The sequence below is a fragment of the Actinomadura sp. NBRC 104425 genome, from assembly GCF_030269545.1.
GTDB lineage: Bacteria > Actinomycetota > Actinomycetes > Streptosporangiales > Streptosporangiaceae > Spirillospora > Spirillospora keratinilytica.
Map to the genome: position 1 here is coordinate 24,984 of NZ_BSTN01000026.1, position 17,813 is coordinate 42,796.

Below are 17,813 nucleotides of genomic sequence, written 5' to 3' on the forward strand. Positions count from 1 at the left end.
ACCGATGCACGCATCGCCCCCAGAAACCGGTAGACTCCGGTACGGCACGCCGCCTTAGCTCAGTCGGCAGAGCGGCTCACTCGTAATGAGCAGGTCGTCGGTTCGATTCCGACAGGCGGCTCCCAGGTCAGGGGCCCCTTCCGAGCATGGAAGGGGCCCCTTGTGCTAACGCCCTCGCTAACAGGAGCGGATCACGTCGCGTTCTTCAGCGCGTCCGCGAAGATCTCCGCCGTCTGCTCCTCGACGGCCCCACGATGTGCGGTAGACCCGCGGCGTGATCGCCGGGTCGGCATGCCCCAGCCGAGCCGCGACGATGTGGACGGGGACGCCCGCCAGGAGAAGCGTGGTGGCACCCGGGCTCGCGACGCCCCGCCACGCGGTGGAGCCGGCTGCGGTCCTCGCCCACTACGCCCCCGACGACATCCCTCCGCAGCGTCCTCTGCGGCGGCAATGAAGAGGCCGACGAGGCGTTGGGGGGTGCCGGCCTTGCACGCATGGTGGGCCGAACCGACCGGACGGTGAGGATGCACCGCCTCACCCAAGCAGCCGTCCTAGCCCTACGGCACCAACCCGATAACGACACAGCACGCCGGACCGCACTCGCCTGGCTCTAGAACGCCATGCCCTCAGGTGACCCCATCACCGAGGTGAACGCCTGGCCCCTCTGGCGTTTTCTGGCCCCACATGTCGAAGCAGTCAGCCGCCACTACCGGACCGGCCAACGGCCCCGACAACTCGGAGCCACCTCCCAACAAGACCGCCATCTTCCTGATCTCGCAGGGCGAGTACCAGCGCGCCCACACCATGCTCACCACCGCAGTTGCCATCATCGAGGCGGCGTCGGGCCCCGACCACCCGGACGCCGCCATCATCCTGGGAAACCTGGCCGCCTCCTACCGTGCTCTAGGCCGAGCCGCCGAAGCGCTCGACGCGATCAAGCGGGCTGAACAGATCGCATCGGTTGCTCTCGGGACGGGGCACCCCACGATGCGGGCACTTCAGCAATACGCCGCCCACCTGAAAGCTCTGTTCGGAGACCCTGACTGAGAGACGGAACGCAAGCACAGTTGCAGTTCTCGTTGCATTTGGGCACGGCCCACGGAGCCCGCCTGATCCGCTGCACCGCGTCCTCCATCATCGGTGTGCCGACGTGCATGAGTCGCTGCATCCCAAAGGGGGGCCGGCTCACGTTGGGGGACAGGCGTGTTCGGTGGCCTGTGGCGGGTGGACCGGATACGCGTGTGAGGGCGCCGCCTCCGGGGTGCGGCCCAGCCAGTGCGTTGACGTCCTCCCCGCCCTGAAGGGTGGGGATTCCTGCCGTGCCGCTCATGCGGCACCTCGGTGGGTTCCTGCTTCCTCGCGCTGTGCCGGGGCATGCCCCGGTCTTACCTGCGCTCCACAGGCGTTTAGCCTCTCCGCCCGCCCGGCGGCGAGGATGTTGCGTGCGGCGTTGACGTCCCGGTCGTGCCGGGTGCCGCAGGCCGCGCACGTCCACGAGCGGACGCGCAGCGGCTTGGGGCCGTCGAGCACGCCGCAGGCAGAGCACACTTGGGAGGTGGGCTCGAACCGGCCGATCTTGATGAGCGTCCGGCCGTACCGGTTGGCCTTGTACTCCAGCATGCTCACCAACGCCGACCAGCCCGCGTCTTGAACCGACTTCGCCAGCCGGGTGCGGGCCAGGCCCTTCACGCACAGGTCCTCCACCATCACCGCTTGGTTCTCGCGGATGATGCTCGTGGAGAGCTTGTGCGCAAAGTCCCGTCGCGCGTCCGCGACACGAGCGTGCGCCTTCGCAACGCGGGCGCGGGCCTTGGCCCGGTTCGCGCTGCCCTTCTGCTTGCGTGACAGGGCCTGCTGCGCCTTGCGCAACCGTCGTTCGGCGCGGCGCAGGAACCGCGGGTTGGCGATCTTCCGGCCGTCCGACAGCACCGCGAAATGCGTCAGCCCCAGGTCGATACCGACCTGGGCGGCCGTTTCCGGCAGCGGCTGGCTGGGGGCCTGGACGACGAAGGAGGCGAAGTACCGGCCCGCCGCGTCCTTGACCACCGTCACACTGGACGGCTCGGACGGCAGACGGCGGGACCACTTCACCTTCAGGTCGCCGATCTTCGGCAGGCGCAGTTCGCCGCCCGGCGTGACCTGGAACCGGGCGTTGCGGGTGAAGCGGATCGCCTGCCGGTTGTCCTTGCGGGACTTGAACCGAGGCGCAGCGACCGTCGGTCCTTTCCGTTTGCCGGTGATCGAGGCGAAGAAGTTCCGGTAGGCGGTGTTCAGGTCGGCCAGCGCCTGCTGGAGCACAACAGCGGACACCTCGCCCAGCCAGGCGCGTTCGGGGGTCTTCTTCGCCTCCGTGATGACCCGCTTGGACAGATCCCCGTCGGAGATGTACGGCAGCCCGGCCGTGCGGGCCTCCTCGCGTGTGCGCAGTCCGTCGTTGTACACCACCCGGGCGCACCCGAACGCCTTGGCCAACGCCTGACGCTGGCCCGGAGTCGGGTAAAGGCGGAAGTTGTACCGGAGCTGCACGACGATCACCCTACCATTGGTTCATGGCCGAGTACGGAGACATAAGAACCGGTAGGCACTGTGTTTTCGCCCTGCACGCCCACTTGGTTTTCGTTACCAAGTTCCGGCATCCGGTGTTCACCGGCACTCACCTGGAGCGCATGGAGCAGATCATGCGGGACGTGTGCGCAGACTTCGAGTGCGAGCTGGCCGAGTTCAACGGCGAGAGCAACCACGTCCACCTGCTGGTGTACTTCCCGCCGAAGGTCGCCCTGTCCCGGCTGGTCAACTCGCTGAAAGGGGTATCCTCCCGGCGGCTGCGGCAGGAGTTCCCCGAGCTGGCCCGCCACTACTACCGGGCGAACAAGCTGTGGTCGGGCTCCTACTTCGCCGGGAGCGTGGGCGGCGCTCCGATCAGCGTCCTGCGCCAGTACATCGAGCAGCAGAACCGCCCCGTCTGACCAGCCAAGACGCCGATCCGCCTGGCGGATCGGCTTTCCCTGCCCCGCTACGCGGGAGGGTCCGCTTCACCCCCGGCCTGAAGGCCGGAGCACTGCGGACAAGCCCGGTAGCGGGTGCTGCTTCGGGGAGTGGGGCTGCTGCTTTCGGGCTCGGTTGGTGCGGTGTGCGTCTGGTATGGACGGTGCGCTACCGCGCCCAAGCGGACGGTGACCGCTTCAGCAGGACAGGCTGGTGCGGGGCGGCGGGCAGGCTGCCGTGTGCGTGGCGGACGGGGCCGGCGCTTCGCATGCGCCGTGCCTCCCGGAAGATCCCCCGGGTTTCAGTACGTCGGAGGGGCGCTCAGGGCGTTGTGCTCCTTGCCGGTGTTGCCGCACATGCGACAGGGCTCGTCCACACGCGCCCACGAAAGCTCACCTTCGGCCGTCTGATGCGGGCGCTCCGGACGCCACCACCCCGACCCGTGGCAGAACCGGCATGCTCGGTCGTCGCTGTCGCACCACTCGCATGGCACGTTCCCACAACGTGCGCGCTTGGTTTTCATCGGCACTTTCCAGTGCCCCGGCAGACGTGGCAGTTCTCCACGCTCGTGCGCCATGTGATCGAACCGTCGTTCTCTTTCTGCGGCCGCTCGTAGGTGACTTCGCCCGATCCGGCACAGTGGCCGCACACCGGGAGATCGTCCTTGTTCTCCACTGAGACCCGTCCCTGGAAGACCGACCGCGACATTGCCGCCACCAGCATTCCGTACGGACGGAGTCGCAGTCCATGATTCCCGTTGAGGTGCCGCACCCGTGCGAAATGACACGCCGTTGATCAGAACACCGGTCCGTCTCGTCTCTCACAGCGGGTAGACCGGTCCGCAGAATGCCGGTGGCCGGCCGCCGTTGCTGCCGGGCCGTTCGCGGTGGCGTCTGGTCGGCTGGTGTGCGGGATGGTCGCGCTGATGCCGCGCAGGGCAGATGGACCCGGTTTGCGCGACAGGAGTGGCCTTGTCGGCGCCTACCCGGACCGGTCGGGTACGAGGTCGTCCCGGCACTGTCAGGGCAGCGCGATGTCCTTTCGACACAGCCCGCAACTGCCGGGTCACCGCGGTGACCGGCGGACACGCTGGTGCCCCTCACCTTTGGAGGGCCCCACTCGTCCGTGCGATTGACACGGCCGCTTCATCGTGAGACATACTGTCTCGTGAACGAGTCATAGTGTCTACCGCACGGGAGTCCTCTCGTGGCCGTCCTTCTTCACCGGCTCGGTCGGTTCGCGTTTCGTCGTCGTCGGCTGGTCGTCGTGCTGTGGTTGCTCCTTCTGGGGGTGACCGGTGTCGGAGCTGCGACGGTGTCCGGGACCACCACCAACACCTTCTCGATCCCCGGCACGGAGGCGCAGCGGGCGATGGATCGGCTTGCCGAGCGCTTCCCCGAGGCGGCTGTGGACGGCGCCACCGCCCGCATCGTGTTCGCCGCGCCCGGTGGTCGGACACTGAACGGTGCCGCTGAGCGGGCCGCCATCGAGCGTGTGGTTCGCGATCTGCGGAGTGTCCCCCGGGTGGCGGACGTCGCCGCGCACACGGTGAACCCCAGCGGCACCATCGCCTTCACCCAGGTCACCTACAAGGTCGCGGCACCCGACCTCACCGGCGCCGACCGTCAGGCGCTGAAGCGGGCGGTGGAGCCCGCCCGGGCCGCCGGGCTGACGGTGGAGATGGGCGGTGAGGCTGCCGAAGAGTCTGCGGAGCAGAGCCTGACCGAGGCGATCGGCCTGGTCGTGGCCGGGATCGTCCTGGTCGTCACGTTCGGGTCGATGGTCGCCGCCGGGCTGCCGCTGCTGACGGCGGTCCTCGGTATCGCCATCAGCGTGACCGGGGTGACGGCGGCCACCGGGTTCGTCGACCTCAACGCCTCCACCCCGACCCTCGCGCTCATGCTCGGGCTGGCGGTGGCCATTGACTACTCGCTGTTCATCGTCTCCCGCTACCGCCACGAACGCGCGTCCGGCCACGACGGCCCGGAGGCCGCCGGACGGGCGCTCGGCACCGCCGGATCGGCCGTCGTGTTCGCCGGGCTCACCGTCGTCATCGCGCTGGCCGCGCTGGCGGTGGTGGGCATCCCGGTCCTCACCCAGATGGGACTGGCCGCCGCGGTCACCGTGGTCGTGGCCGTGCTCATCGCGCTGACCCTGATCCCAGCACTGCTGGGCTTCGCCGGACAGCGGGTGCTGCCGAGGCGCCGTCCGGACACCGGCGGCATGGGGACGCGCTGGGCGCGCGGTGTCACCCGGCATCCGGTGCTCGCTCTGGCCGCCGGGGCGGCCGGTCTCCTCGTCGTCGCGGTGCCGGCGCTCGATCTGCGGCTCGGCCTGCCCGACGACGGAACCGCGCCCGCCGACACCACCCAGCGCAAGGCCTACGACCTGCTCGCCGACGGGTTCGGGGAGGGCTTCAACGGCCCGCTGATCCTGGTGGTGGACGTCGCCACCAGCGGAGACCGGGCCGGGGCGGTGCGCCAGGTGTCCGGGGCGGTGTCCCGGCTCGGTCACACCGCCACCGTCACCCGGCCCACCTTCAACCGGGCTGGAGACACCGCGCTGCTCACGGTCATCCCGGACGGGGGACGAGCAGCCGGGCGACCGAGGAGCTCGTCTCGCAGATCCGCGCTCAGGCGGTCCGGATCCGGGCCGAGACCGGTGCGGACATCGCCGTGACCGGTCAGACGGCGCTCAATATCGACATGTCCGCCAAGCTCGGGGATGCGTTCACGCCCTATCTCGGCATCGTCGTCGGCCTGGCGTTCCTGCTGCTCACACTGGTCTTCCGGTCGATTCTGGTGCCGTTGACGGGTGCGCTGGGGTTCCTGCTCAGCGTCGCGGCGACGTTCGGCGCGGTGGTCGCGGTGTTCCAGTGGGGGTGGCTGGGGGACGAGTTCGGTGCCCACGGCCCGATCCTCAGCGCTATACCGATCTTCCTGGTCGGTGTCGTGTTCGGGCTGGCCATGGACTACCAGGTGTTCCTCGTCAGCAGAGTCCGCGAAGGGCACGCGCATGGTGAGGACCCGTCCACGGCCGTCCGCACGGGCGTCGGGCACGGAGCGCGGGTGATCTCGGCTGCCGCGATCATCATGGTGGCCGTCTTCTCCGGCTTCATGCTCTCCCCGGACCCAATGGTCGAGTCGATCGGCTTCGCCCTGGCCGCCGCGACCCTGTTCGACGCCTTCGTCGTCCGGATGACGGTCATGCCGGCCGTCCTGCACCTGCTCGGCCGCACCGCCTGGTGGCTGCCCGCGGGGCTCGACCGGATCCTGCCCGACATCGACGTCGAAGGCGCCCGGCTCACCGCCGGCCGCACGGACGACCAGCGGCAACCTCACACCACCCCCGTTTGAGGCGCGTCCGCCGTGCGCGACCTCCGCAAGTTCCGTATCTGCCCGGACGGAGTGCCATGAAGAAGACCCTGTCTGACACGCAGCACGACATGACCGGCAAGACCGTGGTGATCACCGGCGCCAGCTCCGGCATCGGCGCCGCCGCGGCCCGCCGGTTGGCCGCGCAGGGAGCCAACGTGCTTCCCGGCGGACGCTCACCCGAGCGCACCGCGGCGATCGCCGCCGAGATCGGAGCCGAGCCGCTCATCGCCGACTTCGCCGATCTGACGCAGGTCCGGCGGCTCGCCGGCGAACTGCTGGACCGGTGCGAGCGGATCGACGTCCTGGCCAACAACGCCGGCGGGCTGGTCTCCCAGCGCCAGGACACCCGGGACGGCCACGAACTCACCTTCCAGGCCAATCATCTGGCGCCGTTCCTGCTCACGATGCTGCTCCTGCCGCGCCTTCGGGAAGGCGGCCGGGCGACGCCGGCCCGCGTGGTGACGACCTCCAGCCTGGGCAACCGGTTCGGGCGTCTCAAGCTCGACGACCTGGAGTGGCGGCGGCGCCGCTACGGCGGCGGGTGGATCTGCTACCCAGTTCGTCGGCAGTGCTCCGGCTTTCAGGCCGGGGGTGAAGCGGACCCTCTGGCGTAGCGGGGCAGGGAAAGCTGGATCGCTCCGGGCGGTCCAGTGTCTGCCTGGTTCAGACCGGGCGGTTGTGCTGCTCGATGTACTGGCGCAGGACGCTGATCGGCGCTCCGCCCACGCTCCCGGCGAAGTAGGAGCCCGACCACAGCTTGTTCGCCCGGTAGTAGTGGCGGGTCGGCTCGGGGAACTCCTGTCGCAGCCGCCGGGAGGACACCCCCTTTCAGCGAGTTGACGAGCCGGGACAGGGCGACCTTCGGCGGGAAGTGCACCAGCAGGTGCACGTGGTTGGCCTCGCCGTTGAACTCGGCCAGTTCGCACTCGAAGTCCGCGCAGACGTTGCGCATGCCATGCGCTTCAGATGCGTTCCGGTGAACACCGGATGCCGGAACTTGGTCACGAAAACCAAAAGGGGCGTGCAGAGCGAAAATACAGTGTCTACCAGCTCTGATATCTCCCAGTTCAGCCATAAACCAAGGGTAAGCATCGGTAAAATTGTGGCGTGCAGCTCCGGTACAACTACCGCCTCTACCCGACACCAGGCCAGCGTCAAGCCCTGGCCAAGGCGTTCGGGTGCGCGCGGGTGGTGTACAACGACGCCCTGCGCGCACGGCAGCAAGCCCTCGCGGCCGGGCTGCCGTACATCTCCGATGCCGAGCTGTCCACGAGGGTCATCACCGAGGCGAAGAAGATCCCGCAGCGCGCCTGGCTGGGCGAGGTGTCGGCGGTGGTGCTGCAGCAGGCGCTGGCCGATCTGAACACCGCCTACCGGAACTTTTTCGCCTCCGTCACCGGCAAGCGGAAAGGACCGAAGGTCGCTCCGCCTCGGTTCAAGTCCCGCAAGGACAACCGGCAGGCGATCCGGTTCACCCGCAACGCCCGGTTCCAGGTCACGGCGGGCGGCGAACTGCGCCTGCCGAAGATCGGCGACCTGAAGGTGAAGTGGTCCCGGGATCTGCCCGCCGAACCGTCCAGCGTGACGGTGGTCAAGGACGCGGCCGGGCGGTACTTCGCCTCCTTCGTCGTCCAAACCCCCAGCCAGCCGCTACCGGAAACGACCGCCGAGGCCGGTATCGACCTGGGGCTGACGCATTTCGCGGTGCTGTCGGACGGCCGGAAGATCGCCAACCCGCGGTTCCTGCGCCGCGCCGAACGACGGTTGCGCAAGGCGCAGCAGGCCCTGTCACGCAAGCAGAAGGGCAGCGCGAACCGGGCCAAGGCCCGCGCCCGCGTTGCGAAGGCGCACGCTCGTGTCGCGGACGCGCGACGGGACTTTGCGCACAAGCTCTCCACGAGCATCATCCGCGAGAACCAAGCGGTGTATGTGGAGGATTTTGCGGTGTCCGGTCTCGGGCGTACCCGGCTCGCCAAGAGCGTGCACGACGCGGGCTGGTCTGCGTTTGTGGCGATGCTGGAGTACAAGGCCGCCCGGTACGGCCGGACGCTGGTCACGATCGGCCGTTTCGAGCCCACCTCGCAGGTCTGCTCGACCTGCGGTGTGCTCGACGGCCCCAAACCCCTGCACGTCCGCTCGTGGACGTGCACGGCCTGCAGCGCCGTGCACGACCGGGACGTCAACGCCGCACGCAACATCCTCGCCGCCGGGCGGGCGGAGAGGCCAAAACGCCTGTGGAGACCGGGTAAGACCACCGCTTGCAGTGGCGCAGGTCGCTGAAGCAGGAACCCACCGAGGTGCCGCATGAGCGGCACGGCAGGAATCCCCGCCCTTCAGGCGGGGAGGACGTCAATCCACCACCAAGCTGATGAACATCATGTCACCCGCGAACTGGTCCGCCGCTACCCGGAAGTCGCGGCCTACTCGTTCCACCCCGCCGCGGACGTCCGCGGCCCGCGCGGACCGGAAACGACCTATCCCCGGTTCGCCCAGGACTCCCGGGTGAGTCCCCTGTTCGACATGCCGCTGCTGCGCCGGTTCCGGCTCACCTCAGAGGACGGCGCGAAACCACTGGTCTGGCTCGCGTCCGCCCCCGAGGTACCGGCCCCGAACGGTACCTACTTCCATGGATTCCATCCCGGGAAGACCAACCCTCAAGCCGACGATCCCGTCCTGGCCGAACGGCTCTGGGACGTCTCCGCCGAGTTCGTCGAGGAGTTCGTCCGCGACGCCGACGTCGGTCGGTGACCCCGCCCACCCGCCGATACGCTATGCGCCGATGGCGAGGAACCCTGCAATGCGCGACCACGTCGCGGCCGGCCTGCTCGAGGTCGCCGCGAGGGTGCTCGCCGAGCGCGGCGAACAGGCCAGCATGATCGACATCGCCGCGGCCGCCGGTGTGGCGCGGGCAACGCTCTACCGGTACTTCCCCAACCGCGACGCGCTGCTGCGGGCGCTGACGGATGCGGCGCTGGGCGAGCTCGCCGAGCGCATCGCCGACGCCCGGCTGGACGCCGTCCCGGTGCCCGAGGCCGTGGCCAGGCTGACCCGCGCCATGGTCGGCGCCGCCGCCAAATACCGCGGTCTGGTGATCTTCAACAAGCCACCGGACATGGCGCGGGAGGCCGATCACGCCTTGACCGCACCCATCGGCGAGCTGTTCGAACGCGGCGCCGCCGAGGGAACGTTCCGCCCGGATCTGTCGACCAGGACGCTGATCGAGGTTTACGCGGGCCTGCTGGAAGGCTCGGTCATCCGCGTCCTGCGGGGTCGCCTCGGTGTCGAAGAGGCCAGTGCGGCCGTCACGAAGATCTTTTTGGAAGGCGCCCTCGCCTGCCCGGAGGCCTGAACCACGAACACCCGCCGCTTTCTCCTGGGCCACGGTGCAGCGGAACGCACGCGTGCACGCGTGCGTTCCGCTGCACCGCCGCAACCGGCCGCCCGCCCATCGGGACCGATGGCCGAGCGGACAGCGGGCTTGTGGTGGCGGGTGGGTGCGGCTCGGTGGCGCTCGGGGCGGCTGGGGCCGCACTCCAGGGCATGGCGGCCCCGGTGGTCGGCCGGGTCGAAGGCGGAAGGTGACCTCCATGTGCATGCCGCGCCGCCGTTCCAGTTCGGCTGGATACAGCGGGTTGGCCTGGGGGCTGAGGGCCGACGGGCAACACGGTCCGGCCGTAGCGGCTGGGGGCGGTGTTGGGTGGGTGGGGCCGGTCGGTCAGGGGGTGCGTTTCCAGAAGGGGCGCTTTGAGCGGGGTTTCTGGCCGGTGATGTCGGTCAGGACCGTGATGGTCCGGTTCCAGAGTTGCTGGAGGCCGGGGGCGTCGAGCGGGGTGCGGACGGCGTGCAGGTCGTTGATCAGTGCCGACAGGGCGCTGACGTCGGTGCCGCCGGATTCGAGGCGTGGAACGGCTGCCTCCAGAAAGGCCAGCAGTTCGGCCAGTAGGGCCTGGTCGGCGTGGGGGGCCGAGGTCAGCCGCCGCAGGTAGTCGGCGAGCCGTTCCCGTGTCTCGTCAAGTTCGGGTGTGTCGGTGCGGGCGGCGCGTCGGCGTGGGACGGGGTTGGGAGCGGACCTCGCGCGCCTCGGTCGTGCCTTGGCCGGCATGTAGGCGCTGCTCGGCGCGACGGGAGGCGGGCCCGCGTATGCGGGTGGGGGCCCTGCGGGTGCCGGTGGGGCCCCTGCGGGTGCGGGTCCGGCAGGTGGGGCGCCGGCGGGTGGGAGGGGGCCTCCGGGGCCGGGGATCGCGGCGCTGTAGGCGGCCATCGGGGCGGCGGGGGCGGACCAGCCTGCCGGGAGTTCGACCGGCTGCACCACGTGGTGGGGGGCTCCCCCTTCGGCCACGACTCGGCTGTCCACCGCGACGAACGCGGTGAAGCGGCACAGGACACCGAAGCGAAGGGAAGTGTCAACGATCTGGCGTTCGAAGTCGGCGGAGCCGGAGACGAGGTAGCGGTCTTCGAGGTCCCGCAGGTGGGCGCGGGCCCAGAGGGAGACGACGGCGCCGTCGGATGAGACGACGCCGGTGGAGCGCAGCCGCCATGCTGCGCCCTCGGGCGTCACGCCGTGCACGGTCAGGCTTCCTCGGGGCGGGCCTTGGAACCGGCCCGAGATCACCAGCGGTACGCCCGGGTACAGGGCGCCGAGGCGGCTCGGGGTCACGGTGTCGGGGACGAGGCGCAAACCCTCGGGGACCAGACGCAGATCTGTCACCAGCGGGGCGCCGACGCGGTGATGGATGTGTTCCATCGCCTCGTCCAGCCGGCGCTCCGACTCGACCAGCTCGCAATGCCCCTGGCCGACATGCGCGAGCCGGTGCAGGAAGCCCGCGTTGACGGCCTGGTCGATGCCGACGGTGTGCACCCGGATGCCGTGCAGCCGGGGCCCCAGGTGGGCGAGGATCTGGTCTTCGTTGCCGACCTGGCCGTCGGTGATCAGAATCAGCACCCGGTCGTCGGATCCAGAGTCGCGCAGCAGGTCGCACGCGTTCGTGAGCGGGCCGATCATCTCGGTGCCGCCGCGCGCCTCGAGTGTGGCGAGGAACTCGACCGCCCGGAACCGGTTGCGGTCGGTGCCCGGCAGCAGACCCCGGCCCAGGTGCGGGGGACGTTCCACTACGTTGTCGAACGCCAGCACGGCGAAGTTGTCGGTGCTGCGGAGGGTGTCGACGATCCGGGCGGCCGCGCGCCTGGCCGCGACCATCTTCCAACCGTGCATGCTGCCGGACCGGTCCAGAACGAGCACGACGTCGCGCGGCCGGGGACGGTGCCGTCCGGTCGGCAGGACGGTCAGCGTGAACGTGCCCTCGTCGGTCTCTTCGTCCGGAACCAGCGTCAGCGAGGCGGTCTCCTGCGGTGCGTAGGAGAGGCGCAGGAGGAAATCGCGGTCGAGCCGTTCGCCGGGGCGGAGCCGGATGGTGGTGCGCTCGCCTTCGCTCTCCTCGGCGACCACGTGCAGGGCGGACCGGATCTCGGTGAGCGGCAGGTCGGCCGGATCCACGTCCACGCTGATCGACAGGCGGACCGGGTTGGGGAAGCCGGGCAGCAGCACCGGAGGGCTGATCCGGGACGCGTCGGGGACCGCGTCGGTGTCGGATGCCACACCGTCTCCGACCGGGGGCTCGTCCAGCGGCGTGCCGGGGATGTAGCGGGGGGCGACGACGAGCGGGAAGCGGAAGGTCGCCTGGCCGTCCTCGTAGGGGAGCGGCTGGTTCAAGGCCAGCCGGATGGTGACGCGCTCGCCGGGCAGGATGTTGCCCACCCGCATGGTGAACACGTCGGGGCGGTCCTCCTCGGCGATGGCGGCCCGCCGGCCCGCGGCGATGGCGGCGTCGTAGTCGCGGCGCGCCTGCTCCCGTTCCTTGAGCACTCCCTCGACGACCCGGTCGGCGGCCTCCATGCGCAGCGCGGTGACCGCGGCGCGGTCCGGCAGCGGGAAGACGTAGGTGGCCTCCAACGGCACGTCGAACGGGTTGCGGAACCCCTGCGTCAGCTCGATTCCCGCGGCCAGCCCGGTGATCGAGGCCTTGATGTCGACGGAGTCGAGCGGCAGGTTCCCCCGTTCGGTGGCCAGCGCGCCGAGCCCGCCCTCGGGATCCGGTGGCGCCGAGGAGTCGGGCAGGGGACTGATGTGCACGGTCACTGAGGCCTCCCGGAGGGGTCGATGTGCGTGTCCAAGGGGGCGAGCAGCCCGCGGCGCCGCAACTCGTCGAGCAGCGGACGGGAGGCGTCCGCGATCGCGGCGAGGTCGTCCTGGCTGAGCGTCGGGGCGTCGAGCAACACGGTGAGGCCGGGGGCCAGGCGCACGCCCTGGACGAGCGAGGCGTGTTCGTGCCCGACCGGGCCTGCGGCGGTGTCGTCCAGCGGTGCCGCGTTACCGCTCGGCACCGTTGCGGCCGTGGCGGTGCGGTCTTGGTGTGAGTCGTGCCCTGTGGCGGGCGAGGAGGGCACGTCGAGGGATGAGGCGGTGGGCCGGGCAGCCCCTGGTGCCCCTGCGGGCGCGGCACCCCTCTGCGGTCGGGCGATGCCTGGGGACGGGGCGCCCTTCCGCTTGACAGGCGAGTCGGCGCGGTCGCTCCCGGTTGCCGCGGATGCGGCGACGTGGCCGCGGCGGCTGGTCGTGGCCGCGGGCGCCGGGCTCGGTGGGGAGGGCGGGGCGCCCGTATCCGGGGCGTGGCGGATGTCGGCTCTCCAGGCCACGTCCGCGGGAGTGCCGGGGGCGGCCGGGCGGGTGGCCCAGAAGCGGCTTGGCGGCGGGGTTTCCTTCGTCGTCTCGGTGTCGGTCGGCGCCTCGGGGAGTTGGGCGATCGCGCGCAGGGTGTCGTCGGTGGCGCCCGCCAGTTCGAGTTGGATCTCGGCGATCGTGCGGCCGGCCGCCTGGCGCCGCTTGACGGCCACGATCTGCAGCAGGTGCCGCTGGCCGTACAGGGCGGTGCGGCCGCGGCGTCCGAGTGGCGGGTCGACCAGTCCGATCGTGGTGTACCAGCGGATCAGCCGTTCGTTGGGCAGGTCGCGCACCCGGCCGCTGACCTGCAGCGGATCGCCCGCCGACAGGGCGGCGGCGGCCCGCTCGGCCAGTTCGTTGATCGTCCAGGTGCCTGCCATGGTCCGATGATGACACTGTCATCGTGACACTGTCAACATCGTCTCGGTTCGGATCATGGGCGGTTCGGGCGGCCGTGTTGTCGGCGGTCCGCGTGCGGTCCGCCAGGCTCAGAATTGTTGCCGTATGACGGTATTTCGATGATTTTTGGTTGAGTGTCGGCTGTGTCGTTCAGGAAAAGTATGTAGGGCGCTTCGTGCTGTTCGCGAGTAATTGACTATGGGGGCTCTTGATCTCCCTATGTCGTTATTACTTTGCGCGCTTGCGGAGTTGCGCTTCGCTACACCTGGCAGGTGGTGGGGGGTGGGGTGGAGGCGGTCAATGCTGGCATTGCGCACTAGTAGTGGCGATCTGGTGGAAATTGGTCGGGGTGCCTGGGTTCGGCTATTCCGATCTTGTGGAATCGGGGGTGGAGGGGGTGCGCAACACTTACCTTGCAGGGTATGGACGACCGTCTATTGGTCGAGGCCCTGCGTGTACGGGACCCGGCCGCACTGGCGGCGGTGTACGACGCCTACGCCGGACGCCTTTACGAATACTGCTGGGCCCGCCTGCGCGACCGGGACGCCGCGCAGGCGGCGTTGCAGGACTCGTTCATCGTGGCCGAGGCGCACATCGGGCGGCTGCGCGACGCCGACCGGTTCTGCGCCTGGCTCTACGCCATCGCCCGGTTGGAGTGCGCGCGCCGTATGCCCGGCCGCGACCAGCCGCCCGACCTGCCCGTTGCCAGCCATGACCAGGACGACGTCGACCAGCGTGTGATGGCGTGGCAGGCCGTCCAGGCACTGGAGCCGCTCAGCCGGGAGTTGCTCGACCTGCGGGTGCGGCACCAATTGCCGGTGTCCGCCTTGGCGGCGGTGGTCGGGCTCTCCAACAAGGAGGTAGAGGGCCGTCTCCAACGCGCCCACGCCGAATTGGAGGCGGCTGTGGCCGCTGAGATCCTCGCCCACAAGGGCCCGTATGGCTGCGCCGAACGCGGGGCGTTGCTGCGGCAGCGACGTGGACCCTTCACGGGGAATCTCAACGAGCGGCTTTTGCGGCACGCCCGCGAATGCGACGCGTGCCAGGCCCTGGGGCCTCGCACGGTGTCGGCGGTGAAGGTGTTCGGCCTGCTGCCAAGGGTGCGCCCGCCTGCGTCCCTACGGGCACGGGTGATGGCCTGCTTCCACGACCCCGAGCTGGTGGGGTACCGGTTGTTCGTCGCGACGCGCGTCGGCGCGTTCGGCCCGGCGGGCTTTCCCAAGCAGTCGCGCCATTTCGCCTCTTCGCCGCGGAGAGCACGGTGGTGGCGCCGTGCCGCGGGGCGCATTCCGTATGTGGGGCGGCGGCCGGCGGTGGGGCGTGCAGCGGCGGCCGCGGCGCTGGTCGCGGTGCTGCTGGGAGGCGGCGGGTTCGTCTTCTACCGGCTGACCGCAGCACAGGACGATACGGGGACGGCGGCGTCCGGGGGCTCCCCGCGTCCGTCGGTGCCGTCCGCGTCGCCGTTGCCCACGATCGGCAGGCCGTCGCCGGGGGCGGATGTCGGAAGCGCACCCGTGTCGGCGACCTTCCCGCTTGGCGCGCGCGTCTCCGCCGCCCCGCCCACCGCACTGGTGAACATGCCGGGGGTGCGCTTGGTGGACTACGAGGACCCCCGCAGCCGACCCGCCGGCCTGACGGTGGCGCCTCTCTACCTCGACCTGGCAGGGGCCGCGCGCGGCACACTGCACCTGACCGCTGAGGGCGGTCCGGTGGACTGGCGTGCGAAGCCATGGGGACCCATACGGCTCGGCCGGACCTCCGGACGCATCGCCGCTGGGCGCACCATCACGCTCGACGTGGTCGTCACCAGGTCCGGCGGCTCCGCAGGGGAAGGCGGCGTCGTCTTCGCACCCGGCGGAGTGGGGGTGCGCGTCACATGGCGTCCGCCGGCCCCGCCCGACCCGACGAACCCTCCGGGGCCCGGCGGCGCCGATCCCACGGTGTCGGTGCCGCAGCCGTCTCCTTCTGCGCCGCCCTCTTCGGATCGGACTCCGCCGGCCTCTCCCCTCTCGGAGACGAGCACGCCGTCTTCTCCCTCGTCCCGTGAGCCTGACTCGCCGCCGCCTTCCGAAGGAACACCGCTACCGCAGGGCTCCGGCACCTGATCAGGTAGGAAGGTGCCGCGCCGCGTTCGGCCGGGATTCGTGTCCGGTGGGGCGACGCGGGGCAAAAGGTCATGGCGTGTGCACAGTGATCGCTTAGAGTAGTGATCTCTGTGGCCTGAGTGACCGACCCGCACCCAGGGGGTTGCGTCCTCGCGTCGATGATCACGGTGGGGGGGACCGTGTTTCTGCGAACGCGTGCAGGGCGGCGGCCGTCAGCGCGCCGGTGGAGTGCGGCCAAGCGCCTGATGTCCCTGGGCGGCGTCACCGTCCTCGCGGTGACGGGTGCACCGCCCGTTCTCGGGGTCGAGGCTGCTTCGGCGGCGGCCGCGACCACGCCCGGGGCGGCGATGGCCGATCCGGTGCCGGACGCCCGCGACGTGGAGGGGGCCAGGCGCCGCGCGGAAGAACGCGCCGACGAGGTGGCCCGGACCAAGGTGCGGTATGCGCAGGCCGCAGGGAAGCTCGACCGGCTCTCCGCCGCAGCCGCGCTCGCCGTGGAGCGCTACAACAGAGAGCAGGTCGAACTGTCCAGGGCGGTCGCGGCCCACCGGGACGCCCTGGCGCGCCTGGCCGAGTCCGAACGCAGGTACGCGCAGGCGCGTTCCGACCTGGCCGCGTTCGCCGCCAAGGCGTACCAGGCCAACACCGGGTACAACGCCTGGCCGTCGGTCGTCGCCGGGGGCGGCGGGCCGCAGGGCTTCATGGACCGCGCCGGCCTCCTGGAAATGCTCGCGCGCCGCCGTGCGGGGCTCCTCCAGGCGTTGGAGGCCGCCCGCAACGTCGCCGGAGTGTTCCGTGCCCAGGCCCGGTCGGCGCTGGCCGAGCAGAACGCGGCGACCCAGCGGGCGATGCAGGCCCGCCGTGCGGCCGAACAGGCCGTGGAGCGGCAGCAGGAGGCAGTCCGGGAGATCGGCGCGGAGAAACGGCGCCTGGAACGCGAACTCGGCATCGCCCGGGAACGCGCCGACGAACTGGCTCGCCGCCGTCGCCAGGCGCTGGCGGCCGCCGACGCCGCGGGGGCCGGCCTGCACGGGAGCCGCGCACGGGCGTCGGTCGTGGTCCGGGCCGCGCTTCGCTGGCTGGGCACGCCGTACTCGTGGGGCGGCGGCACCGTCCACGGGCCCAGCTACGGCATCGCGCACGGCTCCCGCATCCACGGATTCGACTGCTCGGGGCTGGCGATGTACGCGTGGGCCCAGGCGGGCGTGCAGCTCGACCACTGGACCGGCACGCAGTGGACCTCGGGGCCGCACATCCCCTTGAACCGCCTTCGCCCCGGTGACCTGGTGTTCTACGCGTACAACACCGCCGACCCGGACACCATCCACCACGTCGGGGTGTACATCGGCAAGGGCCGCATGGTGGAGGCCCCCTATACGGGGGGCAGGGTGCGCATCTCCAGCATCTGGCGTCCGGGGCTCATCGGCGCCACCCGTCCAGGCGGGTGAGCCGCAGCGCCCCGCGAGCCCCCGGCGACGGCGGCGGGGGCGGGGCGACGGCGTGGTCACGGCCGGAAGGCGGCGGGAGCGGATCGGCGCCGTCCGGCCTGCCCCGCCCAGCCGGCAACGGCTCGGGTCAGCGACCGGGCACGGCGGTCAGTGGCCGCCCTTGTGGGCGCCCTGGGCGGCGGCGCGCTTGAGGGAGCGTTCGATCTCGGCCTCGGCCTCGACGCGGCCCACCCAGCTGGCGCCCTCGACGGACTTGCCGGGCTCCAGGTCCTTGTAGACCTCGAAGAAGTGCTGGATCTCCAGGCGGTCGAACTCCGGCACGTGGTGGATGTCGCGCAGGTGCTCCATGCGCGGATCGGTGGCCGGGACGCACAGGACCTTGTCGTCGCCCCCCGCCTCGTCCGTCATGCGGAACATCCCGACGGCGCGGCAGCGGATCAGACAGCCGGGGAACGTCGGCTCCTGCAGCAGCACCAGGGCGTCCAGCGGGTCGCCGTCCTCGCCCAGGGTGTCCTCGATGAACCCGTAGTCGGCCGGATACTGCGTCGAGGTGAACAGCATCCGGTCCAGGCGGATACGACCGGTCTCGTGGTCCACCTCGTACTTGTTCCGCTGACCCTTCGGGATCTCAATGGTGACGTCGAAGTCCACGATGTCCTCCGCTCCCTGCGCCGTCGCAGTCAATAGTCTTTCGGGAGCCCGGGCGGGCGAGGGCGGCCCGCACGGGATGGTGTTCCCTTATACAAGGATGTCGCACGTTGGTGGGTGCTGAGGGGGAGAG

Annotated in this window: 14 protein-coding genes, 1 tRNA gene and 1 pseudogene; 11 read left to right on the forward strand and 5 right to left on the reverse strand. The window is 70.6% G+C overall.

Going from position 1 to position 17,813, the window contains the following annotated elements; translation table 11 throughout:
* Positions 1-48: 48 nt before the first annotated feature.
* A tRNA-Thr gene (locus tag QSK22_RS27430) sits at positions 49-121 on the forward strand.
* Between the two features lie 563 nt (positions 122-684).
* Positions 685-1,047, forward strand: a complete 363-nt coding sequence (locus QSK22_RS27435; RefSeq protein ID WP_285497293.1) for a tetratricopeptide repeat protein — start codon at positions 685-687, stop codon at positions 1,045-1,047.
* Between the two features lie 279 nt (positions 1,048-1,326).
* Here the strand turns inward: QSK22_RS27435 and QSK22_RS27440 are convergent, their stop codons facing one another.
* Positions 1,327-2,526, reverse strand: coding sequence for an RNA-guided endonuclease InsQ/TnpB family protein (locus tag QSK22_RS27440; RefSeq protein WP_285497294.1), 1,200 nt, complete (start codon positions 2,524-2,526; stop codon positions 1,327-1,329).
* 23 nt (positions 2,527-2,549) lie between these two features.
* On the opposite strand from QSK22_RS27440, the gene tnpA (QSK22_RS27445) reads away from it, so the two are divergent.
* The 4 genes from tnpA (QSK22_RS27445) (at position 2,550) to QSK22_RS27465 (ending at position 6,976) form a co-directional block, all read left to right on the forward strand.
* Complete coding sequence (tnpA, locus tag QSK22_RS27445; protein ID WP_285497295.1) at positions 2,550-2,966, forward strand: IS200/IS605 family transposase; 417 nt, start codon at positions 2,550-2,552, stop codon at positions 2,964-2,966.
* 1,333 nt (positions 2,967-4,299) lie between these two features.
* Positions 4,300-5,664 carry an MMPL family transporter gene (locus QSK22_RS27455; protein WP_285497296.1) on the forward strand — a complete coding sequence of 455 codons (1,365 nt, stop codon included), beginning with the start codon at positions 4,300-4,302 and terminating at the stop codon, positions 5,662-5,664.
* Positions 5,631-6,341, forward strand: coding sequence for an MMPL family transporter (locus QSK22_RS27460; protein WP_285497342.1), 711 nt, complete (start codon positions 5,631-5,633; stop codon positions 6,339-6,341). Before QSK22_RS27455 ends, QSK22_RS27460 begins: the two co-directional genes overlap by 34 nt.
* Positions 6,342-6,397: 56 nt before the next feature.
* A complete protein-coding gene (locus QSK22_RS27465; RefSeq protein WP_285497297.1) occupies positions 6,398-6,976 on the forward strand; it encodes an SDR family NAD(P)-dependent oxidoreductase in 579 nt (192 codons plus the stop codon).
* Positions 6,977-7,025: 49 nt separating this feature from the next.
* Here QSK22_RS27465 and tnpA (QSK22_RS27470) read toward each other — a convergent pair.
* Positions 7,026-7,437: pseudogene (tnpA, locus tag QSK22_RS27470) on the reverse strand (IS200/IS605 family transposase).
* A gap of 32 nt (positions 7,438-7,469) precedes the next feature.
* On the opposite strand from tnpA (QSK22_RS27470), the gene QSK22_RS27475 reads away from it, so the two are divergent.
* From QSK22_RS27475 to QSK22_RS27485, 3 genes are read left to right on the forward strand one after another with little or no spacing between them, the layout of a single operon-like run.
* A complete protein-coding gene (locus QSK22_RS27475; RefSeq protein WP_502872378.1) occupies positions 7,470-8,642 on the forward strand; it encodes an RNA-guided endonuclease InsQ/TnpB family protein in 1,173 nt (390 codons plus the stop codon).
* Between the two features lie 24 nt (positions 8,643-8,666).
* Positions 8,667-9,110, forward strand: coding sequence for a Rossmann-fold NAD(P)-binding domain-containing protein (locus QSK22_RS27480; protein ID WP_285497299.1), 444 nt, complete (start codon positions 8,667-8,669; stop codon positions 9,108-9,110).
* A gap of 49 nt (positions 9,111-9,159) precedes the next feature.
* Positions 9,160-9,711, forward strand: coding sequence for a TetR/AcrR family transcriptional regulator (locus QSK22_RS27485; protein WP_285497300.1), 552 nt, complete (start codon positions 9,160-9,162; stop codon positions 9,709-9,711).
* Positions 9,712-10,077: 366 nt separating this feature from the next.
* Here QSK22_RS27485 and QSK22_RS27490 read toward each other — a convergent pair whose 3' ends face one another.
* Entirely contained in the window at positions 10,078-12,498 is a 2,421-nt protein-coding gene (locus QSK22_RS27490) for a VIT domain-containing protein (protein ID WP_285497301.1), read from the reverse strand.
* Positions 12,495-13,460, reverse strand: a complete 966-nt coding sequence (locus QSK22_RS27495) for a helix-turn-helix domain-containing protein (RefSeq protein ID WP_285497302.1) — start codon at positions 13,458-13,460, stop codon at positions 12,495-12,497. Before QSK22_RS27495 ends, QSK22_RS27490 begins: the two co-directional genes overlap by 4 nt.
* A gap of 441 nt (positions 13,461-13,901) precedes the next feature.
* Here QSK22_RS27495 and QSK22_RS27500 point away from each other — a divergent pair, with 441 nt between their 5' ends.
* Positions 13,902-15,584 (forward strand): RNA polymerase sigma factor, encoded by a 1,683-nt coding sequence (locus QSK22_RS27500; RefSeq protein ID WP_285497304.1) that lies wholly within the window; start codon positions 13,902-13,904, stop codon positions 15,582-15,584.
* Between the two features lie 275 nt (positions 15,585-15,859).
* Positions 15,860-17,032, forward strand: a complete 1,173-nt coding sequence (locus QSK22_RS27505; RefSeq protein WP_285497305.1) for a C40 family peptidase — start codon at positions 15,860-15,862, stop codon at positions 17,030-17,032.
* A gap of 147 nt (positions 17,033-17,179) precedes the next feature.
* Here the strand turns inward: QSK22_RS27505 and QSK22_RS27510 are convergent, their stop codons facing one another.
* Positions 17,180-17,683, reverse strand: a complete 504-nt coding sequence (locus QSK22_RS27510) for an inorganic diphosphatase (RefSeq protein WP_285497306.1) — start codon at positions 17,681-17,683, stop codon at positions 17,180-17,182.
* Positions 17,684-17,813: the final 130 nt, after the last annotated feature.